Annotated in this window: 27 protein-coding genes and 1 tRNA gene; 23 read left to right on the top strand and 5 right to left on the bottom strand. The window is 48.1% G+C overall.

All coding sequences use genetic code 11. The annotated features are described in order from the left end of the window. Window positions 1–23: 23 nt before the first annotated feature. From ACTHTS_RS02985 to ACTHTS_RS02975, 3 genes are all read left to right on the top strand, one after another. On the top strand, window positions 24–359 hold the full coding sequence (locus ACTHTS_RS02985) for a YbaB/EbfC family nucleoid-associated protein (RefSeq protein WP_003678854.1): 336 nt from the start codon (window positions 24–26) through the stop codon (window positions 357–359). Window positions 360–651: 292 nt separating this feature from the next. Further along, a complete protein-coding gene (locus ACTHTS_RS02980; protein WP_440369158.1) occupies window positions 652–1,218 on the top strand; it encodes a hypothetical protein in 567 nt (188 codons plus the stop codon). Between the two features lie 35 nt (window positions 1,219–1,253). Next, window positions 1,254–1,445 (top strand): hypothetical protein, encoded by a 192-nt coding sequence (locus ACTHTS_RS02975; protein WP_440369157.1) that lies wholly within the window; start codon window positions 1,254–1,256, stop codon window positions 1,443–1,445. A 34-nt stretch (window positions 1,446–1,479) separates the two neighbouring features. On the opposite strand, the gene ACTHTS_RS02970 is transcribed toward ACTHTS_RS02975, so the two are convergent. Continuing rightward, window positions 1,480–1,555, bottom strand: a tRNA-Asn gene (locus ACTHTS_RS02970). Window positions 1,556–1,694: 139 nt separating this feature from the next. Next, entirely contained in the window at window positions 1,695–2,180 is a 486-nt protein-coding gene (locus ACTHTS_RS02965) for a NemA protein (RefSeq protein WP_070583654.1), read from the bottom strand. A 180-nt stretch (window positions 2,181–2,360) separates the two neighbouring features. Here ACTHTS_RS02965 and dapF point away from each other — a divergent pair, with 180 nt between their 5' ends. The 4 genes from dapF (at window position 2,361) to ACTHTS_RS02945 (ending at window position 5,505) form a co-directional block, all read left to right on the top strand. Further along, window positions 2,361–3,212, top strand: coding sequence for a diaminopimelate epimerase (gene dapF, locus ACTHTS_RS02960; protein ID WP_440369156.1), 852 nt, complete (start codon window positions 2,361–2,363; stop codon window positions 3,210–3,212). Continuing rightward, window positions 3,209–3,811: a hypothetical protein gene (locus ACTHTS_RS02955; protein WP_070461321.1), complete on the top strand. Its 603-nt coding sequence runs from the start codon at window positions 3,209–3,211 to the stop codon at window positions 3,809–3,811. The genes dapF and ACTHTS_RS02955 overlap by 4 nt, the downstream gene beginning before the upstream one ends. A gap of 106 nt (window positions 3,812–3,917) precedes the next feature. Next, entirely contained in the window at window positions 3,918–4,850 is a 933-nt protein-coding gene (gene cysK / locus ACTHTS_RS02950) for a cysteine synthase A (protein WP_156474253.1), read from the top strand. A gap of 154 nt (window positions 4,851–5,004) precedes the next feature. After that, entirely contained in the window at window positions 5,005–5,505 is a 501-nt protein-coding gene (locus ACTHTS_RS02945; RefSeq protein ID WP_440369155.1) for a membrane lipoprotein lipid attachment site-containing protein, read from the top strand. Between the two features lie 822 nt (window positions 5,506–6,327). Here ACTHTS_RS02945 and ACTHTS_RS02940 read toward each other — a convergent pair. Further along, window positions 6,328–6,711, bottom strand: coding sequence for a YkvA family protein (locus ACTHTS_RS02940; RefSeq protein WP_049329785.1), 384 nt, complete (start codon window positions 6,709–6,711; stop codon window positions 6,328–6,330). 462 nt (window positions 6,712–7,173) lie between these two features. Between ACTHTS_RS02940 and sdhC the strand changes: the two genes are divergently transcribed. The 16 genes from sdhC (at window position 7,174) to ACTHTS_RS02860 (ending at window position 23,064) form a co-directional block, all read left to right on the top strand. Next, on the top strand, window positions 7,174–7,551 hold the full coding sequence (sdhC, locus tag ACTHTS_RS02935; RefSeq protein WP_003686156.1) for a succinate dehydrogenase, cytochrome b556 subunit: 378 nt from the start codon (window positions 7,174–7,176) through the stop codon (window positions 7,549–7,551). Further along, window positions 7,545–7,886 carry a succinate dehydrogenase, hydrophobic membrane anchor protein gene (sdhD, locus tag ACTHTS_RS02930; protein WP_004519264.1) on the top strand — a complete coding sequence of 114 codons (342 nt, stop codon included), beginning with the start codon at window positions 7,545–7,547 and terminating at the stop codon, window positions 7,884–7,886. Before sdhC ends, sdhD begins: the two co-directional genes overlap by 7 nt. A 2-nt stretch (window positions 7,887–7,888) precedes the next feature. Further along, complete coding sequence (gene sdhA, locus ACTHTS_RS02925) at window positions 7,889–9,652, top strand: succinate dehydrogenase flavoprotein subunit (protein WP_440369154.1); 1,764 nt, start codon at window positions 7,889–7,891, stop codon at window positions 9,650–9,652. A gap of 119 nt (window positions 9,653–9,771) precedes the next feature. After that, window positions 9,772–10,479: a succinate dehydrogenase iron-sulfur subunit gene (locus ACTHTS_RS02920; protein ID WP_003678833.1), complete on the top strand. Its 708-nt coding sequence runs from the start codon at window positions 9,772–9,774 to the stop codon at window positions 10,477–10,479. A 3-nt stretch (window positions 10,480–10,482) separates the two neighbouring features. Continuing rightward, window positions 10,483–10,731, top strand: a complete 249-nt coding sequence (locus ACTHTS_RS02915; RefSeq protein WP_003678830.1) for an FAD assembly factor SdhE — start codon at window positions 10,483–10,485, stop codon at window positions 10,729–10,731. Window positions 10,732–10,853: 122 nt separating this feature from the next. Then, entirely contained in the window at window positions 10,854–12,137 is a 1,284-nt protein-coding gene (gene gltA / locus ACTHTS_RS02910; protein ID WP_440369153.1) for a citrate synthase, read from the top strand. A 209-nt stretch (window positions 12,138–12,346) separates the two neighbouring features. Continuing rightward, complete coding sequence (locus ACTHTS_RS02905) at window positions 12,347–15,175, top strand: 2-oxoglutarate dehydrogenase E1 component (protein WP_440369152.1); 2,829 nt, start codon at window positions 12,347–12,349, stop codon at window positions 15,173–15,175. Between the two features lie 99 nt (window positions 15,176–15,274). Further along, on the top strand, window positions 15,275–16,456 hold the full coding sequence (odhB, locus tag ACTHTS_RS02900) for a 2-oxoglutarate dehydrogenase complex dihydrolipoyllysine-residue succinyltransferase (RefSeq protein ID WP_002217383.1): 1,182 nt from the start codon (window positions 15,275–15,277) through the stop codon (window positions 16,454–16,456). A gap of 257 nt (window positions 16,457–16,713) precedes the next feature. Further along, window positions 16,714–18,147, top strand: a complete 1,434-nt coding sequence (gene lpdA / locus ACTHTS_RS02895) for a dihydrolipoyl dehydrogenase (protein WP_440369151.1) — start codon at window positions 16,714–16,716, stop codon at window positions 18,145–18,147. Between the two features lie 124 nt (window positions 18,148–18,271). Beyond that, a complete protein-coding gene (locus ACTHTS_RS02890) occupies window positions 18,272–18,559 on the top strand; it encodes a hypothetical protein (RefSeq protein WP_004519272.1) in 288 nt (95 codons plus the stop codon). Between the two features lie 71 nt (window positions 18,560–18,630). After that, window positions 18,631–19,797 carry an ADP-forming succinate--CoA ligase subunit beta gene (sucC, locus tag ACTHTS_RS02885; RefSeq protein WP_003675098.1) on the top strand — a complete coding sequence of 389 codons (1,167 nt, stop codon included), beginning with the start codon at window positions 18,631–18,633 and terminating at the stop codon, window positions 19,795–19,797. Between the two features lie 10 nt (window positions 19,798–19,807). Then, window positions 19,808–20,698 (top strand): succinate--CoA ligase subunit alpha, encoded by an 891-nt coding sequence (sucD, locus tag ACTHTS_RS02880; protein WP_440369150.1) that lies wholly within the window; start codon window positions 19,808–19,810, stop codon window positions 20,696–20,698. Between the two features lie 188 nt (window positions 20,699–20,886). Then, window positions 20,887–21,255 (top strand): DUF883 family protein, encoded by a 369-nt coding sequence (locus ACTHTS_RS02875; RefSeq protein ID WP_070583639.1) that lies wholly within the window; start codon window positions 20,887–20,889, stop codon window positions 21,253–21,255. A gap of 110 nt (window positions 21,256–21,365) precedes the next feature. Next, entirely contained in the window at window positions 21,366–21,779 is a 414-nt protein-coding gene (locus tag ACTHTS_RS02870; RefSeq protein ID WP_070461328.1) for a phage holin family protein, read from the top strand. Then, complete coding sequence (locus tag ACTHTS_RS02865) at window positions 21,760–22,026, top strand: hypothetical protein (RefSeq protein WP_049330958.1); 267 nt, start codon at window positions 21,760–21,762, stop codon at window positions 22,024–22,026. The genes ACTHTS_RS02870 and ACTHTS_RS02865 overlap by 20 nt, the downstream gene beginning before the upstream one ends. A gap of 225 nt (window positions 22,027–22,251) precedes the next feature. Further along, window positions 22,252–23,064 (top strand): phosphatidylserine decarboxylase, encoded by an 813-nt coding sequence (locus ACTHTS_RS02860; RefSeq protein WP_070583637.1) that lies wholly within the window; start codon window positions 22,252–22,254, stop codon window positions 23,062–23,064. 84 nt (window positions 23,065–23,148) lie between these two features. Here ACTHTS_RS02860 and znuD read toward each other — a convergent pair whose 3' ends face one another. After that, window positions 23,149–25,437 carry a TonB-dependent zinc receptor ZnuD gene (znuD, locus tag ACTHTS_RS02855; protein WP_440369149.1) on the bottom strand — a complete coding sequence of 763 codons (2,289 nt, stop codon included), beginning with the start codon at window positions 25,435–25,437 and terminating at the stop codon, window positions 23,149–23,151. 219 nt (window positions 25,438–25,656) lie between these two features. Further along, complete coding sequence (locus ACTHTS_RS02850; protein ID WP_440369148.1) at window positions 25,657–26,139, bottom strand: cupin domain-containing protein; 483 nt, start codon at window positions 26,137–26,139, stop codon at window positions 25,657–25,659. Window positions 26,140–26,141: the final 2 nt, after the last annotated feature.

Here is a 26,141-nt window from a genome sequence, read left to right as displayed (position 1 = left end):
ATTCAAACCCATAGGAGTAAAACATGTTCGGAAAAGCCGGATTAGGCGGCCTGATGAAACAGGCTCAACAAATGCAGGAAAACATGAAAAAGGCACAAGCCAAGCTGGCTGAAACCGAAGTTGAAGGTGAAGCAGGCAATGGTTTGGTGAAAGTTGTGATGACGTGTTCGCATGTTGTCCGCAAACTTGAAATCAGCCCTGATTTGATTCAAGAAGCCGCTGACGACAAAGAAATGCTGGAAGATTTGGTATTGGCCGCTATCAATGCCGCTTCTGAAAAAGCCGAAGAAACCACCAACAAAACCATGGGTGCATTCACCCAAGGCCTGCCGGCAGGTATGGGCGACTTCTTCCGCTAAACCCGCTCCGCAAAGCAAACAAAGGTCGTCTGAAACGCCAAAAATCAGTTTCAGGCGGCCTTTGGATTATCTGTTTTGCAGATTGAAATCAACATATCGGCAGTTATTCCGCCGAAGGTATATTGAGTGTTTATTGCATTCAAACCCGCTCAATCAATATTATAGTGGATTAACTTTAAACCAGTACGGCGTTGCCTCGCCTTGCCGTACTATCTGTACTGTCTGCGGCTTCGTCGCCTTGTCCTGATTTAAATTTAATCCACTATAAAAACCAACCGATACACTAAACAAAATGAAACCGTCCCTTCCCATCCGCTCACTTCTTTTAAGCTGTATGTTCGCCTCTGCAAGCGCAAACAGCCTTGCTAGCGAAACCGTCATTACTTCTCCGGACAAGCAGTTCAGCGTCAGAAAAATCTGCAACCACAAAACCCAAGAATGCTCTTTCTTTGCAGGCAAAAAAGCCATCGAAAAAAATCTTCCCGAAGACAGGACAAGTCATGAATGGCTTGGCAATACCTTCGCATTAAGAATCAGCTTCGGATCGTATGATTCCTACACCACCTTCGCCGACCGTACCCATAAGCCCCATACGCTTTCCTCCGTCATCGCCACTGACAGCAAAACGCAATGCGCAGTGACCGCAGATAATAAAGGCGTTTCTTTCTATTCGTTATTTCATGAAAAACCGGTCAAATTTATTGCCGTAAACGACAAAAAATTCGGCTTTCCCCAAGATGTTGTCACGCTGGAATCTGTCGTTGAAGCAGAGTTCAAAGGCAAGAAAGTCCACATGACTTATATGAACAAAGCCGAACGCAATGTCTCGGTCGTTTTAGACAATCCGTGTGTGAAATGATGTGCCAAGTTTGATGGACAAGGCCGTCTGAAAAGATGCCGTTCATTCAAAAAAACGAAACAGCCCGAAACCTGATTGAAAAAGGTTTCGGGCTGTTTGCACCTGTTCGCCAGATGAAGCGGGTAGGGCGTAAGGTTGCCAGTTTGGCAGATAGAGACTTTTACAAAGGTCTCATGAGGATTCATGGGCTTTCTTTGGGAAAGAACAAGCGTTTCTTATTGATGTAAAGAAGCCTGAACAGAAGTTCAGGCTTTTTAAATTTGGCTCCCCGACCTGGGCTCGAACCAGGGACCTGCGGATTAACAGTCCGTCGCTCTACCGACTGAGCTATCGGGGAATGGGGCGTATTATAATGGCTGGAAAAAATGTGTCAATCAATATTTTCAAGAAAATGGTGCAGAATATTTCAAATATTTGAATGTTAAAAATATTTTGTAATCAAGTTTCACATGCTTTCCAGCCGTTTCAGACGGCCTTTAGTATTTGGCGTTAACCAATTTGCCGTTTTGGAACACTTGCTGCTGCATTACCGTACCGTTGTAGGCGTAAGTGGTTAATGAGCCGTTGCTTGGCGTGGCGCGGAACTGCATTAGTTGGTTGCGGCTGAGGACGTAGGGGTCCGTGCGTTTTTGGCTGTTGTCGCTGTAAAAGTCTTGGACGACATATTCGTTGTTGCGTTTGCTGATCAGTTGGCGATGGAAGCCGCCTTTGACTGCGCTATTGCTGGGTGTGCCGTGTGCATCAAAATAGGTCACGATTTGTTCTTCTGAGATACGGATGCCGTCTGAATCCGTGCCTTTGGTGGTTTTGTCCAAGCCGACAGGGATGTTGATGGATGTACCCAGGCCGACATGGCGGCCGATGCTGGTGCCGACGCCTAAGCCGACGGAAACGCCGGGCGTGCCGACTGTACATGCGCTGAGTGAAGCGGCCAAAAGGGCAGGTAAGAGAACTTTTTTCATAATGTGTATCCTTGTAATAAGAAATGTTTGTAATGTGGGAAGTATAGTATTTTTGCGGGGTGGCTGGTGTTAGTATTGGTAAAAGGGCGCAAGGCCGTCTGAAAAACAAGATAGAAACGAATATATCATTCTGGTGTAGAATGTGCCGAAATAATGATTTAATAAGAATGTGAATGAATAATGAAAACTTTGAAATTTACGAAGATGCACGGCTTGGGCAATGATTTTATGGTGGTCAATGCCATCGAACAGGATTTTGATCCATTGGCTGCGCCGCTTGCCCAATGGGCAGACCGCTATCGCGGCGTGGGTTTTGATCAGTTTTTGGTAGTGGAGAAGCCTTCTTCCGATGCGGTCGATTTTCGGTACCGCATTTTCAATGCCGATGGTCGGGAAGTAGAGCAGTGCGGCAATGGAGCGCGTTGTTTTGCGCGTTTTGTCGCGGATAAGGGTTTGACGAATAAAACGGAAATTTTAGTCGAAACGGCCAAAGGGATTATTGTGCCGAAGCTGTTGGATAACGGTTTGGTTACCGTCAATATGGGTAAACCGCGTTTCATGCCGTCTGAAATTCCGTTTGTGCCTGCACATGGTGAAAATGAAGATGCGCTGACACATATTGTCTTAGTCGGTTTGGAATCTGTACCGATAAGCTGCGTGAATATGGGTAATCCGCATGCGGTGATTTTGGTTGATGATGTGGAGGCTGCACCGGTGGAGTATTGGGGCAGTGCCATTGAATCGCACGAGCAGTTTCCTGAACGGGTCAATGTCGGCTTTTTGCAGGTTGAAGATGAACTGTCAGTCCGCCTGCGCGTGTTTGAACGCGGGGTGGGGGAAACTCAGGCTTGCGGCACTGGAGCGTGTGCGGCAGTGGTGGCAGGCGTGCGCAATGGCTTGCTGAAAGCGGGTGCGCCTGTGCGTGTTACTCTGCCTGGCGGCGAATTGTTTATCAGTTGGGAAGAAGGTGGCGATGTGCAAATGACCGGCCCTGCTGAAACCGTTTTTGAAGGCGAGTTGCAGTATTCATGATGGTTTCTTTGGATTTTTGGTTTGCCGTCGCGTATGCTGCGGTATCGTTGGCATTTATTTTTCGTGCGCAGCGGTTTCAATGGCTTTGGGCTACGGTGTTATTGTGGCTGGGGATTTCGGCACTGGGCGCACGCTTGTTGCCCGGGATGTGGGGCTTTACGCATACGGGCCCTTTGTTTATCCCTCATTTTTATCTGACAATCGCCAGTATTTTCTTCTTTATTGATGACTGCAGTAAAACGGAAGACAAAAAGTTTTGGTCGGCAGGCGAATATGCCGGTTTGACCTTATTTGCGGTTTCCAATGTCGTCATGACTTTGGCTTTTGTTTTCTTGGCAGGCGTGGTTTATTTCATCTTGCCGCTGGCAGGCTCGGTTTTTGCATGGGTGGCCTTACTGAAAATTTATGCTTTGAAACCCATTTATTGGTTTGTCTTGCAGGGCGTGTTGATGCTGGTGTTTTATCTGCACCGTGTGGTTGTTTGCAAGCAGTCTGCCTCTCTTTTCAGTATGCGGCAGATGTGGGCAGGCTGGATGGTTGCCGTCGTGATGCAGGCTGTGGTTGCCGTTACATTGATTTTTGAGCGCAGTGGATATTGACCGCGCTTGAACCAAAAGTTATAAAGAAAGAAATTTTCGATATTGGTTTTTCAGACGGCCTGAGTTTAATATGCAGGCTGTATTACATCTAAATCAGGAGCAGGAAATGAAAATTGCAAATAATATTACCGAGCTGATCGGCAACACACCTCTGGTGAAACTGAACCGCCTGACCGAAGGTTTAAAAGCGCAAATCGCCGTTAAACTTGAATTTTTCAATCCGGGCAGCAGTGTAAAAGACCGTATTGCCGAAGCCATGATTGAAGCGGCCGAGCAAGCCGGTAAAATCAATAAAGATACCGTTATCGTTGAGGCGACCAGCGGCAATACCGGTATCGGTTTGGCAATGGTGTGTGCGGCCCGCGGTTATAAATTGGCGATTACTATGCCTGAAAGCATGAGTAAAGAACGCAAAATGCTGCTGCGTGCGTTTGGTGCAGAATTGATTTTGACTCCTGCTGCCGAAGGTATGGCAGGCGCTATCGCTAAAGCCCAGTCTTTGGTGGACGAACATCCAGATACTTATTTCATGCCGCGCCAATTTGATAACGAGGCCAATCCTGAAGTTCACCGCAAAACCACTGCCGAAGAAATTTGGCGTGATACAGACGGCCAAGTTGATATTTTCGTGGCCGGTGTGGGTACTGGCGGCACGATTACCGGCGTGGGCGAAGTATTGAAAAAACACAAGCCCGAAGTTCAAATCGTGGCTGTCGAGCCTGAAGCTTCCCCGGTATTGAGTGGTGGCGAAAAAGGCCCGCATCCGATTCAAGGTTTGGGCGCAGGCTTTATCCCTAGCGTTTTGAATACGACTGTTTACGACAGTATTGTCAAAGTACCTAACGAAGCAGCGTTTGAAACTGCGCGCGCTATGGCTGAAAAAGAAGGTATTTTGGTAGGTATTTCTTCCGGTGCCGCGGTATGGAGTGCATTGCAACTGGCTAAAAAACCTGAAAACGAAGGCAAGCTGATTGTTGTCTTGTTGCCATCGTATGGTGAGCGCTATCTTTCTACGCCTCTGTTTGCCGATTTGGCATAATATAGGATTGTTGTTAAAAGGCCGTTTTCAGACGGCCTTTTTTGTGTATAGGCTTGAGATATCATATGAAATCTGTTGTAATTCAGTTAATGAGCTTTGAATACCGTTATTCAAAAGTTGGTTTCTTCAACGAATCATGCTTATAATGCGCATTATGAAAAAATACATTCTTCCTATCCTTGCTGTGGCGGCACTTGCCGGTTGTGAATCGATTTATGTTCCAACATTGAAAGAAGTGCCAGTTCGACCAACCAACGTCAAGAAGCCTAAGGCTGATTCACAAGTTTCAGCTGCCGGTTATCATTTGGCTCCTTCGCATTGGGCAGATGTTTCCAAGATTCATGATGAAGCACGTCGCTTGAGTACACAAGTGAGCCAAGGTAGTCTGACCAAAGTTCAGGCTGCCCAATATTTGAACCGCTTCCGTATCCAACAAGTAGGACGCAACTCCGTCGATGACAGTATGTACGAAGTTTATCTGCGCTCTGCCGTTGACAGCCAACGTGGTGAAATTACTACCGAGCAATCCAAACAGTACATCCAAAGTGCTTTGCGCGGATGGCAGCAACGTTGGAAAAACATGGATACCAAGCCAAGCAATCCTGCGTTTACCAATTTCCTGATGGAAGTTATGGGTATGCAACCTTTGAAATAAAAAAAGTCATAAACTGAGAAGGCCGTCTGAATATTCAGGCAGCCTTCTTTTTATATGTATGTGTGTCGTTGAATTCTATTTAATATTATGTTTTTAAAATTTCAAAACAAACAACAGCGTTTTTTCTATTTATTGACTACGGCTGTTTTTATTTCGGTCGTTATGGTTATATGGTCTTATGCATGGTCGAAATATTTTGATTTAGGAGCGAATGAGTCAAGAGAGGCTGTAGAGATTGCAGGATTGAGTCTGTTATTGCAGTTTTTTTATGCCTACCCTATTTTTGTTTCAAGAGATATATTTTTACTTCTCTTGCGATTACATCGATTATTAATGGAGTATATCTGTATTCGTATTGGACGTTTTCTACACCCCCTTGTTGCGGAGATATGGGGCAGGGTTTGATTACTATGCTATATATGTTTATTTCAGGTGTATATTTCGTTGTTTCATGTGGGATTATTATTGACTATTTGTATTCTAAGAAGGTTCAAAAAAATAGGAAGTCATCATAAGTTGAGATATGATGGAGAAAAGGCCGTCAGAAACCTAGATTTTAGGTTTCTGACGGCCTTTTATTTTGCTGTATTGTAAACGTTGTTTGCCGATGCAACACAAGTCTGTCTGTTCTAGTGGTGCACGATATCGCCAGTAATAAGCCTATAAGGTTTTTCGAAGTGAAATTCTTACACTGCGAGAGCTAAGGTCAGGGATTTACCCTGGCTGTTGTTAAGGTAGGCAGAAAGTGCAGAGTGGTTTTTCATAGGCGATTTAGGTGTATTTGAAGAAAAAGTGTGTCCGACTTGTGGTCGGTGCGTGTAATTAAGAACCAAACAGCTTGTCAGCCGCTTGACGGGCTTTTTCTTGAATATCTTCGGTCAGATAGTTTTTCATCTGAGAATAAACCAAAGCAATGACGGCAATGTCATCACTGAAGCCAAATGGAATCAAAAGGTCGGGAATGCTGTCGATAGGGCTGAGAAAATAAACCAGTGCACCGACAATAATCATTTTAGCCCGTTTGGGCGTGTGTTCGGATTCCCAAAGGTAATAAAGTGCATAAAGCTGTCGGACGACAGGTTTGCCCAGGCGGCCGGCAAAGCGTCCGAGTTTTTTCATAAAACCGGATGTGTCCAAGTTTCGACGGCGGAAGGAGGGGATGTAGTCTTCCGGATCGGGTGTGTTTTGATGAGGGGAGTGTGTCATGATGCAGCTTCCTTATAAGGTATGGAAACATTGTTGGTGTTGTGCCGTATTTTAGTCCATCTAGAGATGGATGAAATGTCTTTGAATGTATAACTATGTAAGAGTAGTGGTGATAATGCAATGGTAATAAGTTAAGAATGGCTTATGCCTTTGTAAAGATTAGGTATCAAGAGTGAGAATTTATCTCACAATAGATACAATTCTCAAGCAATAATGATGTTATCGTAAGTGCTTTGATGGGGAGATGGCTTAATTGCAGGAAAGTAACAAAAAAGGCTAGCCACGCAAAAAAAAATCTAAGAATGATTGTTTGATTTTATTAGTCTTTTGGTAAAAATCATTAGAGCATTCATAAATTGCACTGTTCAAAATGAGATAAAACAGGTAAATTATGGTTTATGTAGCTTATTGTAGTGCTGAGCTATAGGTTTTGAGCTGATAATAAATCTAGAGGAACTGACCATGTCCGCCAAATCACGCCCGGTATTTTTGGAAATTCCGAATATCCGATTGCCCATACCGGGGATTGTATCTATTCTTCACCGTATCAGCGGCGTCGGCTTGTTTGTGATGCTGCCTGTTCTCTTGTATTTCTTCTCTGGAACGCTGGATCGCGAAGCGTCGTTTGAAGCATATCGTTCTGCTATCTCCAATCCGTTTGTGAAGCTGATCCTTATCGGTCTGTTGTGGGCATATCTGCACCACTTTTTCGCCGGTATCCGCTTTCTGTTTTTGGATGTACACAAAGGCTTGGAATTAAATACTGCCCGTGCTACTGCTAAAGTTGTATTTGCTTCTGCTTTGATTCTGACCGTCGTTTTGGGAGCTTTGTTATGGTAGAACGTAAATTGACAGGTGCGCATTACGGTTTGCGCGATTGGGCAATGCAACGTGCAACTGCGGTCATCATGTTGGTGTATACCGTAGTTCTTTTGGTTGTTTTGTTTACATTGCCTAAAGAGTATTCGGCATGGCAGGCATTTTTTGATCAGACTTGGGTGAAAGTATTTACCCAAGTGAGCTTCTTGGCCGTATTCCTGCATGCGTGGGTAGGTATCCGCGATTTGTGGATGGACTACATTAAGCCTTTCGGCGTGCGTTTGTTTTTGCAAGTTGCCACCATCGTTTGGTTGGTCGGCTGCTTGGTATATTCAGTTAAAGTAATCTGGGGGTAAATATGAGTTTTCCTGTTCGCAAGTTTGATGCCGTGATTGTTGGCGGTGGTGGTGCAGGTTTACGCGCAGCCCTCCAGTTGTCTAAATCCGGTCTGAATTGTGCTGTTTTGTCTAAAGTATTCCCAACCCGTTCTCATACTGTAGCGGCTCAAGGCGGTATTTCTGCTTCATTGGGTAATGTGCAGGAAGACCGTTGGGATTGGCACATGTACGATACCGTGAAAGGTTCCGACTGGTTGGGAGACCAAGATGCGATTGAATTTATGTGTCGCGCAGCGCCTGAAGCCGTAATTGAGTTGGAACACATGGGTATGCCTTTTGACCGTGTGGAAAGTGGTAAAATCTACCAACGTCCTTTCGGTGGCCATACTGCCGAACACGGTAAACGTGCGGTAGAACGTGCATGTGCGGTTGCTGACCGTACCGGTCATGCGATGTTGCATACTTTGTACCAACAAAACGTCCGTACCAATACACAATTCTTTGTGGAATGGACGGCGCAAGATTTGATTCGTGATGAAAACGGCGACGTAGTCGGTGTAACTGCCATGGAAATGGAAACCGGCGAAGTTTATATTTTCCACGCTAAAGCTGTGATGTTTGCTACCGGTGGTGGCGGTCGTATTTATGCTTCTTCTACCAATGCTTATATGAATACCGGTGACGGTTTGGGTATTTGTGCTCGTGCGGGTATTCCGTTGGAAGACATGGAATTCTGGCAATTCCACCCGACCGGTGTGGCCGGTGCCGGTGTATTGATTACCGAGGGTGTACGTGGTGAGGGTGGTATTCTGTTGAATGCCGACGGCGAACGCTTTATGGAACGTTACGCTCCAACCGTAAAAGACTTGGCTTCCCGTGACGTGGTTTCCCGTGCGATGGCGATGGAAATCTACGAAGGTCGCGGTTGCGGTAAAAACAAAGACCACGTATTGTTGAAAATCGACCATATCGGCGCAGAAAAAATTATGGAAAAACTGCCGGGCATCCGCGAGATTTCCATTCAGTTTGCCGGTATCGACCCGATTAAAGACCCGATTCCTGTTGTGCCGACTACCCACTACATGATGGGTGGTATTCCGACTAACTACCATGGCGAAGTTGTCGTTCCGCACGGTGAAGATTACGAAGTGCCTGTAAAAGGTCTGTATGCGGCAGGTGAGTGCGCTTGTGCTTCTGTGCACGGTGCGAACCGCTTGGGTACCAACTCCCTGTTGGACTTGGTGGTATTCGGTAAAGCTGCCGGCGACAGCATGATTAAATTCATCAAAGAGCAAAGCGACTGGAAACCTCTGCCTGCTAATGCCGGTGAGTTGACCCACCAACGTATCGAGCGTTTGGATAACCAAACCGATGGTGAAAACGTTGATGCATTGCGTCGCGAACTGCAACGCTCTGTACAACTGCACGCCGGTGTGTTCCGTACCGATGAGATTCTGAGCAAAGGCGTTCGAGAAATCATGGAGATTGCCGAGCGCGTGAAACGTACTGAAATCAAAGACAAGAGCAAAGTGTGGAATACTGCACGTATCGAGGCTTTGGAATTGGATAACCTGATTGAAGTGGCGAAAGCGACTTTGGTGTCTGCCGAAGCGCGTAAAGAATCGCGCGGCGCACACGCTTCAGATGACCATCCTGAGCGCGATGACGAAAACTGGATGAAACATACCCTGTATCATTCAGATACCAATACTTTGTCTTACAAACCGGTACATACCAAGCCTTTGAGCGTGGAATACATCAAACCGGCTAAACGCGTTTATTGATGAGTTTTCAGACGGCCTTTACCTTAAAGGCCGTCTGAAACCTAACCATACCCACATTGAACTGCTTGAATTCATAATACAAAATCATTGAGCAGTTTATGAGAAAAGGAACACTTCTCATGGAAAAAATGAGTTTTGAAATTTACCGTTACAACCCGGACGTTGATGCCAAACCTTATATGCAACGTTACGAGTTGGAATTGGAACCAACCGACGTTAAGCTTTTGGACGCTTTAGTGCGCCTGAAAGCACAAGACGATACATTGTCTTTCCGCCGTTCTTGCCGCGAAGGTATTTGCGGTTCTGACGGTATGAACATCAACGGTAAAAACGGCTTGGCATGTCTGACCGATCTGCGCAGCCTGAAACAGCCGGTTAAAATCCGCCCTCTGCCAGGTCTGCCTGTTATCCGCGACCTGATTGTGGATATGACCCAGTTCTTCAAACAATATCACTCAATCAAACCTTACGTTGTCAACGACAACCCTATCGATGCGGACAAAGAGCGTCTGCAAACTCAGGAAGAGCGTAAAGAGTTGGACGGTTTGTACGAATGTATTTTGTGCGCCTGCTGTTCGACTGCCTGCCCGTCATTCTGGTGGAACCCTGATAAATTCGTTGGCCCGTCCGGTTTGCTGAATGCTTACCGTTTCATTGCGGATAGCCGTGATACCATTACTAATGAGCGTTTGGATAATCTGAACGACCCATACCGTTTGTTCCGTTGCCACACCATTATGAACTGCGTAGACGTATGTCCTAAACACTTGAATCCGACCCGAGCCATCGGTAAGATTAAAGAAATTATGTTGAAACGAGCCGTTTAAGAAATGATGGTTTTTGACGATATTGCCAAACGGAAAATCCGTTTTCAAACTCGCCGAGGATTGTTGGAATTAGACTTAATCTTCGGCAGGTTTATGGAAAAAGAATTCGAGCACCTGAGTGATCAGGAGTTGTCCGAATTTTCCGAAATCCTCGAATTTCAAGACCAAGAATTGCTTGCCTTGATTAACGGACATTCGGCGACGGACAAGAAGCACCTGATTCCCATGCTTGAAAAAATCAGACAGGCATGATGTGTTATAGAGCTTGTTTGCGATACCGATCCGAACAAGCTCTTTCCATACGGAGGCCGTCTGAAAAAAGACCGTGCCGCTTAGACGGCAACGAAAGCCCCAACCTACAAAGGAGTTTAAGAATGTCTAAATCAGTCAAGCTCACCACCCCAAATCAAGAGGCTTTGGAGCTGCCAGTATTGGAAGCAAGTATCGGCCATGATGTGGTTGACATCCGTGCGTTGACAAAAAATACAGGTCTGTTTTCATTCGACCCAGGATTCGTGTCCACTGCAAGTTGCGAATCCAAAATCACTTATATTGACGGCGATAAAGGTCTGTTATATTACCGTGGTTATCCTATCGAGCAGTTGGCCGAAAAATCCGATTACTTGGAAGTTTGCTACCTGTTGATCTACGGCGAGCTGCCTACGCCCGAACAGAAAAAAGAATTTGATGCTACAGTCAGCCACCATACTATGGTGCATGAACAGTTGACTTGGTTCTTCCGCGGTTTCCGTCGCGATGCGCACCCGATGGCGATGATGGTGGGTGTGGTTGGCGCTTTGTCTGCTTTCTATCAAGACAGCTTGGATATTACCAATCCTGAACACCGCAAAATCGCGATTTACCGCTTAATCTCCAAAATTCCGACCATTGCGGCAATGTGTTACCGTTATTCCAACGGTTTGCCGTTCAATTATCCAAAAAATAACCTTTCCTATGCTGAAAACTTCTTGCACATGATGTTTGCCACACCGTGTGAAGAATACAAACCTAATCCAGTCTTGGCCCGCGCGCTCGACCGCATCTTTATTTTGCATGCTGATCACGAGCAAAACGCGTCAACTTCAACCGTGCGTTTGGCCGGTTCTTCCGGCGCGAACCCGTTTGCCTGTATCGCTGCCGGTATCGCCTGTCTGTGGGGTGCTTCACACGGCGGTGCAAACGAAGCTGTGTTGAAAATGTTGGATGAAATTGGCGATGTGTCTAATGTTGCTGCATACATGGAAGGTGTGAAACAACGCAAATACCGTCTGATGGGCTTCGGTCACCGCGTATACCGCAATATGGACCCACGAGCCAGCATCATGCGCGAAACCTGTTATGAAGTCTTGAAAGAATTGGGCTTGGAAGACAGTCCTAAATTCAAGCTGGCGATGGAATTGGAACAAATTGCACTGAAAGATCCATTCTTTGTTGAGCGCAAGCTGTATCCAAACGTCGATTTCTACTCCGGTATCGTCTTGTCCGCATTGGGCATTCCAACTGAAATGTTTACCGTTATCTTCGCATTGTCGCGCAGTGTAGGTTGGATTTCTCATTGGCATGAAATGATTAGCGATCCGGCACTGAAAATCGGTCGCCCACGTCAACTGTATACCGGTGCAGAACGTCGCGATTACGTTCCGGTAGATAAACGCTAATAGACAATACATTAATATATTGTTGAAAAGTCGTTTGAAAAAATCGAATTGCCGTTTTCAATGAGGTTGGTCGTAATTAATTAAGTTGATAGCAGGTAATTTGATTTGAAATAGGGTAGAATAAAGTGTCATTTCAGACGGCCTGAATTCCGTTCGGAGAACACGGGATTCTACCCTTTGTTTATATTTTAAAGAAAAGAGCTCACGCCATGATGGACGAAAAACTCAATTTCTCTTATCTGTTTGGTTCTAATGCGCCATACATCGAGGAGTTGTATGAAAAGTTTCTGGATAATCCGGAATCTGTCGATGAAAAATGGAAACAGTACTTTACCGATTTGAGTAAACAGCCGGGCGCAGTCGCTGTCGATGTTGCCCATACACCGATTCGTGAATCATTTGCCACTTTGGCTAAAAAGAAAATTGCCGCAGCCGTCGCAGGCGGTGTGGATGAGGCAATGATGAAAAAGCAAGTCAGCGTTTTGCGACTGATTTCTGCCTATCGTATCCAAGGCGTGGGTGCAGCCCAACTTGATCCGCTCAAACGTATCCCTCCTCAAAATATCGAAGCTCTCGATCCTAAATTCCACGGTCTGTCAGATGCCGATATGGCGCTTCAGTTCAATATGGGTGAGGGCGATTTTTCCGGTCAGAGCAAACTGCCTCTGTCCCAAATCATCAGCAACCTCAAACAAACCTACTGCGGCCATATTGCGGTAGAGTACATCTACATTCCAAATACCGAAGAGCGCCGCTGGGTTCGCAATTATTTTGAAAGCGTACTGTCTACGCCAAGCTACAACGTTGAACAAAAACGCCGTATCTTGAAAGAAATGACTGCTGCCGAAACTCTGGAACGCTACCTGCATACCAAATATGTCGGTCAAAAACGCTTTGGTGTAGAAGGCGGCGAAAGCGCGATTGCCGGTTTGAATTACCTGATTCAAAACGCCGGTAAAGACGGTGTGGAAGAAGTCATCATCGGTATGGCACACCGTGGCCGTCTGAATGTTTTGGTTAACATTTTGGGCAAAAAACCGGCTGATTTGTTTGCTGAATTTGAAGGCCGTGCCGAAATCAAATTGCCTAGTGGTGACGTGAAATACCATATGGGCTTCAGCTCCGACATCGCTACGCCACACGGCCCAATGCACGTTTCTTTGGCATTCAACCCATCACACTTGGAAATTGTTAACCCAGTAGTGGAAGGTTCTGCGCGCGCTAAACAAAAACGTTTGGGCGAAAACGGCCGCGATAAAGTTTTGCCGGTATTGATTCACGGTGACTCTGCATTTATCGGTTTGGGTGTTAACCAAGCAACATTCAACCTGTCTAAAACACGCGGTTATACCACCGGCGGTACTGTTCACATCGTGATCAACAACCAAATCGGCTTTACGACTTCCGATACCCGCGATACCCGTTCAACCGTACACTGTACCGATATCGCGAAAATGGTTTCCGCTCCGGTTATCCACGTGAACGGCGATGACCCTGAACGCGTTTGCTTTGCTATCCAAGCCGCTTTGGATTACCGCAAAAAATTCCATAAAGACATCGTGATCGACGTTGTCTGCTACCGTAAATGGGGCCACAACGAGGGCGATGATCCGACCCTGACCCAACCGATGATGTACAAAAAAGTATCGCAACACCCGGGTGCGCGTGCTTTGTACACCGAACAACTGATTGCCGAAGGCGTGGTAACTCAAGCTGAGGCTGACGGCTACATCCAAGCTTACCGTGATGCTTTGGACAAAGGTGAACATGTTGAACAAACAACTTTGAGCAACTTCCAACGCACACAAATCGATTGGAGCAAATACCAAGGTAAAGATTGGCGCGAACACATCGAAACCGGTTTGCCTGCCGCGGATATTGAGCGCCTTACCGAGAAGTTTACCGCTGTACCGGAAGGCTTTGCCCTGCATCCGACTGCAAAACGTGTGATTGAAGCGCGTAAAGCAATGGCATCCGGCAAACAAGCCATTGACTGGGGTATGGCCGAAACCTTGGCATACGCAAGCCTGCTGACTAAAGGTCATGGCGTGCGTATCTCCGGTGAGGACTCCGGCCGCGGTACATTCTCACACCGTCATGCAGTATTGCACGATCAAAACCGTGAAAAATGGGACGACGGTACTTATGTTCCTCTGCGCCATATGGGCGAAGGCATGGGCGAGTTCCTGGTTATCGACTCCATTTTGAACGAAGAAGCCGTGATGGCGTTCGAGTACGGCTTTGCCTGCTCAGCTCCTGACAAGCTGACCATTTGGGAAGCTCAATTCGGTGACTTCGCCAACGGCGCGCAAGTGACTATCGACCAATTCCTGTCTTCAGGTGAAACCAAGTGGGGTCGTTTGTGCGGCCTGACCACCATCCTGCCGCACGGCTACGACGGTCAAGGCCCTGAGCACTCTTCTGCACGCGTGGAACGTTGGTTGCAACTGTGTTCTGAGAACAATATGCAAGTCATCATGCCGTCTGAAGCGTCGCAAATGTTCCACCTCTTGCAACGTCAAGTCTTGGGTTCATACCGCAAACCGCTGGTGATTTTCATGTCCAAACGCCTGTTGCGCTTCAAAGGTGCAATGAGCCCGCTGGAAAACTTCATCGAAGGTTCGACTTTCCGTCCGGTTATCGGCGATACCGCAGAACGCGCAAGCAACGACAGCGTGAAACGCGTAGTATTGTGTGCCGGTCAGGTTTACTATGACTTGGAAGCAGGCCGTGCCGAGCGTAAACTGGAAGATGATGTCGCTATCGTCCGCGTTGAGCAGCTGTATCCGTTCCCATACGAGGAGGTTAAAGCTGAACTGGCGAAATATCCGAACGCAAAATCTGTGGTTTGGGCACAAGAAGAGCCGAAAAACCAAGGTGCGTTCTACCAAATCCGCCACCGCATTGAAGACGTTATCAGCGAAGAGCAAAAACTGTCTTATGCCGGTCGTCCAAGCAGCGCATCGCCTGCAGTGGGCTACTCAAGCAAACACATTGCTCAATTGAAACAATTGGTTGAAGACGCTTTGGCGTTGTAAGCCTAGTGGCATTCCGTTTGAAATTGTTCAGGCGGAATGCCCATATGCAGAATTAAAAACACACAACAGGCCGTCTGAAAGGGCCATTGGAGACACAAAATGATTATTGATGTAAAAGTACCTATGCTGTCTGAAAGCGTATCTGAAGGCACGCTCTTGGAATGGAAGAAAAAAGTTGGCGAAGCCGTTGCCCGTGACGAAATCCTGATCGATATCGAAACTGACAAAGTGGTTTTGGAAGTACCTTCTCCACAAGCCGGCGTATTGGTTGAAATCGTAGCTCAAGACGGTGAAACCGTTGTTGCCGACCAAGTTTTGGCACGCATCGATACAGCTGCTACTGCCGCTGCTGAAGCCCCAGCCGCCGCGCCTGCCGAAGCTGCCCCAGCCGCCGCTCCTGCTGCTGCACAAAACAACGCCGCTATGCCTGCTGCCGCCAAATTGGCTGCCGAGACCGGTGTTGACGTAAACGCATTGCAAGGTTCCGGCCGTGACGGTCGCGTATTGAAAGAAGACGTACAAAATGCCGCTGCCAAACCTGCCGCAGCCGCTGCTCCTGCTGTTGCACTTCCTGCCGGCGCACGTCCTGAAGAACGCGTACCAATGAGCCGCCTGCGTGCCCGTGTTGCAGAACGCCTCCTGGCTTCTCAACAAGAAAACGCCATTTTGACTACATTCAATGAAGTCAACATGAAACCGATCATGGACTTGCGTGCGAAGTACAAAGAAAAATTCGAGAAAGAACACGGCGTGAAACTGGGCTTTATGTCCTTCTTCGTTAAAGCCGCTGTTGCCGCCCTGAAAAAATACCCGGTTGTGAATGCTTCTGTTGACGGCAAAGACATCGTGTACCACGGCTACTTCGACATCGGTATCGCAATTGGCAGCCCACGCGGTTTGGTTGTACCAATCCTGCGCGATGCCGACCAAATGAGCATTGCCGACATCGAACAAGCAATTGTTGATTACGCGAAAAAAGCAAAAGACGGCAAAATCGCTATCGAAGATCTGACCGGCGGTACATTCAGTATTACCAACGGTGGTACTTTCGGTTCTATGATGTCTACCCCGATCATCAACCCGCCTCAATCTGCGATTTTGGGTATGCACGCTACTAAAGAGCGCGCTGTGGTTGAAAACGGTCAAGTTGTTGTCCGTCCAATGATGTATCTGGCTCTGTCTTACGACCACCGTATCATTGACGGCCGCGAAGCCGTATTGACCTTGGTAGCCATTAAAGACGCGTTGGAAGACCCAGCCCGCCTGTTGTTGGATCTGTAATCGTTTCAGACGGCCTTTTATTTATTAATGAAAAGGCCGTCTGAATTTTTATTTAGATGTAGCGTAATGTAGTATCGTGCTACAATAGGCTCAACGAACGATTGAGGCCGTCTGAAACATTTGATTCGAATGAATCGACAGATATGGACTTTCAGACGGCCTTTTCTTAAAACCATCAAAAGCAGTCATTCAAAATAAAAAAGAAACAAAAAGTATCGTTTTTATTTTGAGATACTGCAAAAACAAAGGATGACACGATGTCTCAATATGATGTAGTAGTGATTGGTGCAGGCCCGGGCGGATACGTTGCCGCCATCCGTGCAGCGCAACTGGGTTTCAAAACCGCTTGCGTTGACGCAGGCGTTAACAAAGCAGGCAATGCCCCTGCATTGGGCGGTACTTGCTTGAACGTAGGTTGCATCCCTTCCAAAGCCCTGTTGCAATCCAGCGAACATTTCCATGCTGCGCAACACGATTTTGCTGAACACGGTATCACTGTCGGCGACGTAAAATTCGACGCGGCCAAAATGATTGAGCGAAAAGATGCCATCGTGACCAAGCTGACCGGCGGCGTGAAATTCCTGTTCCAAAAAAATAAAGTAACCAGCCTGTTCGGTACTGCTTCTTTTGCCGGTAAAAATGGCGATGCTTACCAAATCGAAGTCGACAACAAAGGCGAGAAAACCGTTATCGAAGCCAAACACGTCATCGTAGCCACCGGTTCCGTACCGCGTCCGCTGCCACAAGTCGCTATCGACAACGTGAACGTATTGGATAACGAAGGCGCATTGAACCTGACTGAAGTACCTGCCAAACTCGGCGTGATCGGTTCCGGCGTGATTGGTTTGGAAATGGGTTCCGTATGGAATCGTGTGGGTGCAGAAGTTACCATTCTTGAAGCTGCGCCGACCTTCCTGGCTGCCGCCGACCAGCAAATCGCCAAAGAAGCCTTCAAATACTTCACCAAAGAGCAAGGCTTGAGCATCGAATTGGGCGTGAAAATCGGTGACATCAAGTCTGAAGGCAAAGGCGTTTCCGTTGCTTACGAAACTGCTGCCGGCGAAGCCAAAACCGAAGTATTCGACAAACTGATCGTTGCCATCGGCCGTATTCCAAACACCAAAGGCCTGAACGCGGAAGCCGTAGGCTTGGAAAAAGATGAGCGCGGCTTTATCAAAGTGGACGGCGAATGCCGTACCAACCTGCCTAACGTATGGGCAATCGGCGACGTGGTTCGCGGCCCGATGTTGGCACACAAAGCCAGCGATGAAGGCGTTGCCGTTGCAGAGCGCATTGCCGGTCAAAAACCGCATATCGACTTCAACAACGTACCGTTCGTGATTTACACCGACCCTGAAATCGCTTGGGTAGGTAAAACCGAAGAGCAGCTCAAAGCCGAAGGCGTGGAGTACAAAAAAGGTACTTCAGGTTTCGGTGCAAACGGTCGCGCATTGGCCATGGGCAAAGCCAAAGGTACGGTTAAAGTATTGGCAGATGCCAAAACCGACCGCATCTTGGGCGTACACATGATTGGCCCGGTTGTCAGCGAATTGATTACCGAAGGCGTGACTGCGCTCGAATTCTTCGCCAGCAGCGAAGACATCGCCCGCATTATCCATGCCCACCCAACCTTGTCCGAAGTGGTTCACGAAGCTGCATTAGCGGCCGACAAACGCGCTTTGCACGGTTGATAGACATTAAGGCCGTCTGAAATTTTTCAGACGGCCTTAAGGCCTTCGACAAATTGAATGTTCCGAGAGCTTCGTTTTCTGATTTATAATTCCGTCAGACAAACAAACAGTATTTACATTCATTATGAACAAAGAAATAGTCGGTATTTTCTTTATACCGATGGGCATCATCAGCATGTGTATGGCCGCATTGTGGCAGATGTATGTGATGATGACCGAAACTTATACGCTCAACCGTTTCAAAGATAAAGAATTGGTTTGGCGCGTGGCATTGTTGTTTATCAGTTTCAGCCTTGCCGTTTATCTGCTCTGCCCGAATTCGCGTAAAAAAGGCATTGTCTTTTTTATTCTCGGAGGAGGCGGCGCAACCATGTATCTGCTGGCGCGGATGTGGTTGCCCTTCAGTAAATAGTAGGGCCGTCTGAAAATATGGGATTGGCCGCAGGGCGATTCCTAAAACCCACTCACCTTAAGGAGAAATCCATGAATTTACACGAGTATCAGGCTAAAGAACTGCTGGCTAGCTACGGTTTGCCCGTACAAGGCGGTATTTTGGCACACAACGGCGAAGAAGCCGCTGCAGCTTACGACAAATTGGGCGGCAAATTCGCTGTTGTCAAAGCACAAGTACACGCCGGCGGCCGCGGTAAAGCGGGAGGCGTAAAAGTCGTTAAAAGCCGCGAAGAAGCTAAAGAAGTGGCTGAAAGCCTGATTGGCACCAACTTGGTAACTTACCAAACCGATGCCAACGGCCAACCTGTCAACAGCGTTTTGGTTTGCGAAGATATGTATCCTGTTCAAACCGAGCTGTATTTGGGCGCAGTGGTTGACCGTTCTACCCGCCGCGTTACATTCATGGCTTCTACCGAAGGCGGCGTGGAAATTGAAAAAGTTGCTGCCGAAACTCCAGAAAAAATCTTCAAAGTAACCGTTGATCCGCTGGTCGGCCTGCAACCTTGCCAAGCTCGCGAAGTTGCCTTCCAACTGGGCTTGAAAGACAAACAAATCAACGAGTTCGTCAAACTGATGACTGGCGCGTACAAAGCGTTTATCGAAAACGACTTCGCCCTGTTTGAAGTAAACCCATTGGCAGTTCGCGAAAACGGTGCACTGGCTTGCGTGGACGGCAAAATCGGTATCGACAGCAATGCGCTCTACCGCCTGCCAAAAATCGCTGAATTGCGCGACAAATCTCAAGAAAACGAACGTGAGCTGAAAGCTTCTGAATTCGACCTGAACTATGTTGCCCTGGAAGGCAACATCGGCTGTATGGTTAACGGTGCCGGTTTGGCGATGGCCACTATGGACATCATCAAACTCAAAGGCGGCCAACCTGCCAACTTCTTGGACGTTGGTGGCGGCGCAACCAAAGACCGCGTGGTTGAAGCGTTCAAACTGATTCTGGAAGACAAATCCGTTAAAGGCGTATTGATCAACATCTTCGGCGGTATCGTACGTTGCGACATGATTGCGGAAGCCATCGTGGCAGCCGTGAAAGAAATCAACGTCAACGTTCCTGTCGTTGTTCGTTTGGAAGGTAACAATGCCGAACTCGGCGCGAAAATCCTGAACGAATCAGGTCTGAAACTGACTTCTGCAGACGGCCTGAATGACGCAGCCGAAAAAATTGTTGCAGCCGTAAACGCCTAAGGAGAAAAGAATGAGCGTATTGATTAATAAAGACACCAAAGTATTGGTTCAAGGTTTCACCGGTAAAAACGGTACTTTCCACTCCGAACAAGCTCTGGCTTACGGCACTAAAGTTGTCGGCGGCGTTACCCCGGGCAAAGGCGGTCAAACCCACCTGAACCTGCCCGTGTTCAACACCATGAAAGAAGCCGTTAAAGAAACCAGCGCAGACGCATCTGTAATTTACGTTCCAGCTCCGTTTGTATTGGACTCTATCGTTGAAGCAGTTGATTCAGGCGTAGGCTTGGTCGTTGTGATTACCGAAGGCGTGCCTACTTTGGACATGCTCAAAGCCAAACGTTACTTGGAAACCAACGGCAACGGTACTCGCTTGGTCGGCCCTAACTGCCCGGGCGTGATTACTCCAGGTGAGTGCAAAATCGGCATTATGCCGGGCCATATCCACCAACCTGGCCGCATCGGTATTATTTCCCGTTCCGGTACATTGACTTACGAAGCCGTGGCACAAACCACCAAACTGGGCTTGGGTCAATCAACCTGTATCGGTATCGGCGGTGACCCGATTCCTGGTATGAACCAAATCGACGCACTGAAACTCTTCCAAGAAGACCCAGATACTGACGCCATCATCATGATCGGTGAAATCGGCGGTACTGCGGAAGAAGAAGCAGCCGAATACATCCAATCCAACGTAACCAAACCTGTTGTAGGTTACATTGCTGGTGTTACCGCTCCTAAAGGCAAACGCATGGGCCACGCCGGTGCGATTATCTCCGGTGGTAAAGGTACTGCCGAAGAAAAATTCGCCGCTTTCGAAAAAGCCGGTATCGCTTACACCCGCAGCCCTGCCGAGTTGGGCACTACCATGCTGGAAGTGTTGAAAGCAAAAGGTTTGGCATAAGACTCAAGTCTTTAAGCTGAATTGAAAAGGCCGTCTGAAGTTTTCAGACGGCCTTTTTTAATTTCATTGGGTTGCTTTCGTTATAGGAACTTAATTTAATTTAAATTAACGTTTATTTGGAAATAAATGGTTATAATACTATTAACAGATAAACAATCTGTGATCATATCAATCTATAGGAGAGTAGTATGAAAAAACATAATTTTGAAAAACGTCGTGATGCTTTGTTGGAAGATATCCGAGAAGTAATGGATGATGTGGATGAACTGTACCGCAATGGTGTTGAAGCCGGTTCGGAAGAGGGTAGTAAAATTCGCGCTAAATTGGAAGCAAAATTGGCAGAAGCCAAAGAGCGTTTTAGCAGCTTCGAAGAAGAAATTAGCGAACGATTTAAAGATGGTAAAGAGCTTTTTTCCGATTTAGAATCAGATGCTGGTGCACGCTTGAAACGCGGTGCCAAACAAGCTGATGAAGCGGTACATGAAAAACCATATTATGCAATGGGTTTTGCCGCATTGGCCGGTTTGGTTGTCGGTGTGTTGTTGAACCGCCGTTAATGCGAATATGTTAAGGCCGTCTGAACAGGCGTGTACATGAAATCATGGATTTCATTGCGCCGTACAGACGGCCTCTGCCTTATGTTTTCCTGAAAAAAAGGATAGTTAAGATGGGAATTCGCCAGCGTTTTGAACATGGCAAGGCTTTGTTGAATCAGGGCGCGGATTTGCTGTTGCTGCGTTTGCAGGTATTGAGCTTGGATTTGACACGTCAGGCTGAGAATGTGTTCCGTTTAGCGATATGGCTGGTGTTGTCCGGCGCGCTGTTGATGGTGGGCTTGGTCGGTTTGCTGTTTGGCTTGAACCGCATGCTGTCGGATGTGGCCGCTTTGTGGGTATTTTTCGGCATTTTCTTTGTAAGCCTGCTGATTATTGCCGTATTGTTCCGCAAAGTATCGGCGGACTATCGGGAGCAGGGCAGTCGTGTGGCTGAAACCTTGCAGGATATTCGATCGGATATTGCGTATTTGCGCGGTGAGGGTGAGATAGATAAGGATGCGGACGATGAAGCAACAGGAGTATGAAGAAGAGCGTGAGCTGCTGCTTTTAGAGGCTAAGCTGGTGCGGCTGCGGATTGAAGCGGAAAATTTGAAACTGCGTAAAGTGGAAGAAAGCAAAACACGACAGGGCAATCAGTTGATTAAGCTCGCAGATGTGGCGTATCAGTTGAGCCAAACGCGTTTGCTGTCTCAACGCTCTTTGTTCTCTACATCGCGCCGTCGGCATTGGATTTGGCTGGTATTGGCGGTCATACTGGGCTTGTCGAGATAATCGAGGGAAGAGGTTTGGTCAAAATGATATTTGCGCCGAGTTGTTGTCTCGTGTGAGCCGCTTGTTGAGGACGCTGCGTCATTGTGTTGCCGAAACTGAAACTTTATCTATGTTGAGTATTTTTTACAAAAGACACCGGCCGTCTGAACATTTCAGACGGCCTCAATGTTTGGAGTTTCAGATATAATGGCGGCAATTTTGAAATTATTAAATGAAGGATAAGTGATGAACCGTTTGTATCCCCACCCGATTATCGCCCGTGAGGGCTGGCCGATTATCGGCGGCGGTTTGGCTTTGAGCCTGCTGGTGTCGATGTGCTGCGGCTGGTGGTCTTTGCCGTTTTGGGTGTTTACTGTATTTGCTTTGCAGTTTTTCCGTGACCCTGCGCGTGAGATTCCGCAAAATCCTGAAGCGGTGTTGAGCCCGGTTGACGGCCGTATCGTGGTGGTTGAGCGTGCACGCGATCCGTATCGTGATGTCGATGCTTTGAAAATCAGTATTTTTATGAACGTGTTCAACGTGCATTCGCAAAAATCGCCTGCTGATTGTACGGTAACGAAAGTGGTCTATAACAAAGGCAAATTCGTGAATGCGGATTTGGATAAGGCCAGCATGGAAAATGAACGTAATGCGGTTTTGGCGATTACGGCTTCTGGTCGTGAAATTACTTTTGTTCAAGTGGCCGGTTTGGTGGCGCGCCGTATTTTGTGCTACACCCAAGCCGGTGCGAAACTGTCCCGTGGCGAACGCTATGGCTTTATCCGCTTTGGTTCGCGCGTGGATATGTATCTGCCTGTCGATGCGCAGGCGCAAGTGGCGATTGGCGATAAAGTTACCGGCGTCAGCACTGTATTGGCGCGTTTGCCGCTGACTGCGCCGCAAACTGAATCTGAGCCTAAAGCCGCAGCTCCACAAGCCGCGCCTGCTTCTCAAGCAGCCCCGGTTGAAACAGTGGCAAACCCATCTACCGAACAGCAGCAAATCGAAGCAGCGGCGGCTAAGATTCAAGCGGCTGCGCAAGATGTGTTGAAAGATTAATAGTCAGTTTTAAATGATTGGTTAAAACAAGAAAAAGGTTTTCAGACGGCCGTCTGAAAACCTTTTTTGTTTGTCTATCTGATTTTAAAACTTCACGTTCACACCGCCGGTAAAGCTGCGGCCCATTTGCGGCGTATCAGAGAGGAAGCTGCTGTGGGCGTAAACGGATTGGTTGAGCAGATTGTCGGCTTTGACGTACCAATTCCACTCGCCATAGCGCGTATTGCGGCGGTAGTTTGCGCCGAGGTTGAGCATATGGTGTCCGGGTGTGCGCGTTTCGTAGCGGGCGAGTTTGTTTTGGGCGAACACGCGGTAGTAGTCCAAATTGGCATCGATGCGGTCGGTCAGCGCGGCTTTTAGGTGGACACCGAGGCGCGCAGCCGGAACGCGGGGGGCGTTTTGGTCGTCCTGTGCGATGAAAGGACGGTTGCCGTAGGCATCTTCCCTGCCGGGTAGGGACGGCAGGTTTTTCAGACGGCCTCGAACATAGTCGCCGGAAACGCCGATGCGGTAGCGCGGTGTCGGTTTGAAGTAGATTTCGCCTTCTGCGCCGTAGAAGTCCGCGCCGGATTGGTTGTAGCGCACGAGCTTCATTTCGCTGTCGTCTTCGATGGATTTGGGGCCCCGTCCGTCGTTTAAGGTTTGGGCGTAGATGTAGTTGCCGAAGCGGTTGCGGTAGAGTGCCAGATTGTATTGCCAGCGGTCGCCTTCGTAGCCCAGCGCGAGTTCGATGTTGTTGGAACGCTCTTTGTTGAGGTGTTTGTTGCCGACTTCAAAGGTATTGGTGGCGACGTGTTTGCCGTGTGCGTACAGCTCTTGCGTTGACGGCAGGCGTTCTTGATGGGAGGCGGTCAGGCTGAGTTTGTGTTGTGGCGTGAAATACCAGTTGCCAGAAAGCGCGAACGAGCGGGCGGTTTGGCGGTGCGCGCCGAGGTCGGGCAGGGGCTGGTTGTAGTAGTTTTCCCGATCAATCAATGCTTTGTCGTACTGGATGGAGGCTTTTTGTTTTTCCACGCGTACGCCGCCTTCAAGCGTGAAGTTGTCCCAGTTTGCTTGTTCTACACCGAAAAAGCTGTAATGACGCACATTGTTGTCAATCAACATCGGTTGTTGGACGGTTTCGGGAATGGCGGAAAGCGCGCTGGATTTTTGTCCCAAATATTGCACGCCCCAGCTGCCTTTCAGACGGCCTATGGGTTGATGGCGCAACTCGATACGGGCGTTGTGTGTTTTGTCGTTGAAGAAGTTTTCTACTGCATCGCCTGCTTTTTCGTCGTGGTGGTAGTCGTTGCGGTTCAGATGTACGCGCAGGGCTTCAAAACCGGGGAATGGCTGTTTCCATTCGGCGCGGAGTTCGTAGCGTTTGTTGCGCAGGTCTATCCAAGGTTTGCCGTTGTGGGCATGGGCGTGTGCATTATCGTCGTCGTGGAAGCCGCAGCTCAAGCCCGGATTGTCGTAATCAACATCTTCTTCGGTCAACAAGTGCGGATAAAGCTGCAAATAGCGTTTGTTAATCAAGCTCTTTTGCCAGATGATGTCGGCGTGGCAGTCGTCGTAGAGATGGCTGTGGGCAGGCAGGCCGTAGCGGTCGCGACGGTCGCTGTACGCCACGCCGAGGAAACCTTTATCCCCCACCCAAGACAGGCCGATGCTGCCGGTTTTTGAATCGGCATGGCTGTCGGGCAGTCGTTTCAGACGGCCTTCTTCTTTTTGATAGCGCGGTACGGCATAATCGCCCGATTTACGGTACAAGCCTTCGGTATGCAGCAAGAAGTTGTTGCCCAGTCCGATATTGATGCCTGCGGATGTCAGTTTTTCCAAATTGCCGCTGCTCAAACGTAATCCGGCTTCGCCCGATACGCCGTTTTCAGGCATTTTTTCGGGGATTTTGCCATCGGCAACATCGACCAAACCGGCTACATTGCCCGAGCTGTACAAGAGCGTAACCGGACCGCGTAGGATTTCGACCTGTTGCGACAAGGCGCTGTCCACCATCAAGGCATGGTCGGGAGAGAAGTCCGCCATGTCGCCCGTTTCGCCATGATGGTTCAATACTTTAATCCGTCTGCCTGTTTGACCGCGAATAACGGGAGCGGATGCGCCGCCGCCGTATTGCGAGGCATGAATGCCCGGTACGCCGTCCAAAGCATCGCCCAAGTTGACGGCTTTTTGGCGCAATGTATCGCCGGAGATGATTTTGTCGGAGGCAGTCGAAGTGTGCAACAGCCCCGAAGTGGCGCGCGGACGGCTTTTACCGACGACGGTAACCTCTTCTAAGTCAAACGACTGCTCGGTTTCATGCGCTTGAGAGAGGATAGGGGTGCTGATTAAAAGAATAGATAAAACAATGGGCTTGAGTGTGGTTTGTGTCATTTTAGTTTCTCATCATATTTTGAAAGGCTGTTATTATATAACATTTCATTATTTATATGATAAGATTTTTGAGAAAAAAAGGCCGTCTGAAAACGAAGCGTGGTTTTCAGACGGCCTTTAGCTTGTATGTAGGTTTAAATGAAAACGGAACAGTCTCTCTGCTGCCGGATTTGGGTAAGGCAGAAAATCACGGCAGATTATTTGTTTTCATTGAAAGCATTACTTGGTTTCGGCGGCTTTAGCGCCAGCAGTCTCTGCAATCAAATCTAAGAATACCAACGGCTTTTTGCCGATATTTTTGAGTGCGTGGGACTGGCCGGGGCGGGCGATGGTAATGTCGCCGGCGCCGACTTCGGTTTGTTTGCCTTCGCTGTCGGTAAACAGGCCTTTGCCGGATACGATGATGTAAACGTCTTCATTGCCGGTATGTTTGTGCTGACCGATGTAAGCACCCGGCGGTAATGTGAGCCAGCCGATTTCTTTGAATGCGTCTTGGTCGGCGGTTTGATGGCGCGTGAAGGCAAAGCTGCCGAGCAACGGGCCTTGGCCTCCGGCTGCATTTTCGCGGTTCCATTCTGCTAAGTCGGCTTTTTTGTACACTTGGATGTTGCGGTCGGTGGGGGTGGTTTGTTCGGCAGCTTGAGCGCTTATGGATGTGCCGAGCAGAAAGGCGACAGATAATGCGGCAAATAGTGGTTTCATGG

It is taken from the genome of Neisseria sp. P0019.S003 (assembly GCF_051957115.1).
Taxonomy (GTDB): Bacteria; Pseudomonadota; Gammaproteobacteria; order Burkholderiales; family Neisseriaceae; genus Neisseria; species Neisseria flavescens_D.
The sequence above is the reverse complement of the archived record's forward strand: the minus strand, read 5'-3'. Positions and strand labels throughout refer to the sequence as shown.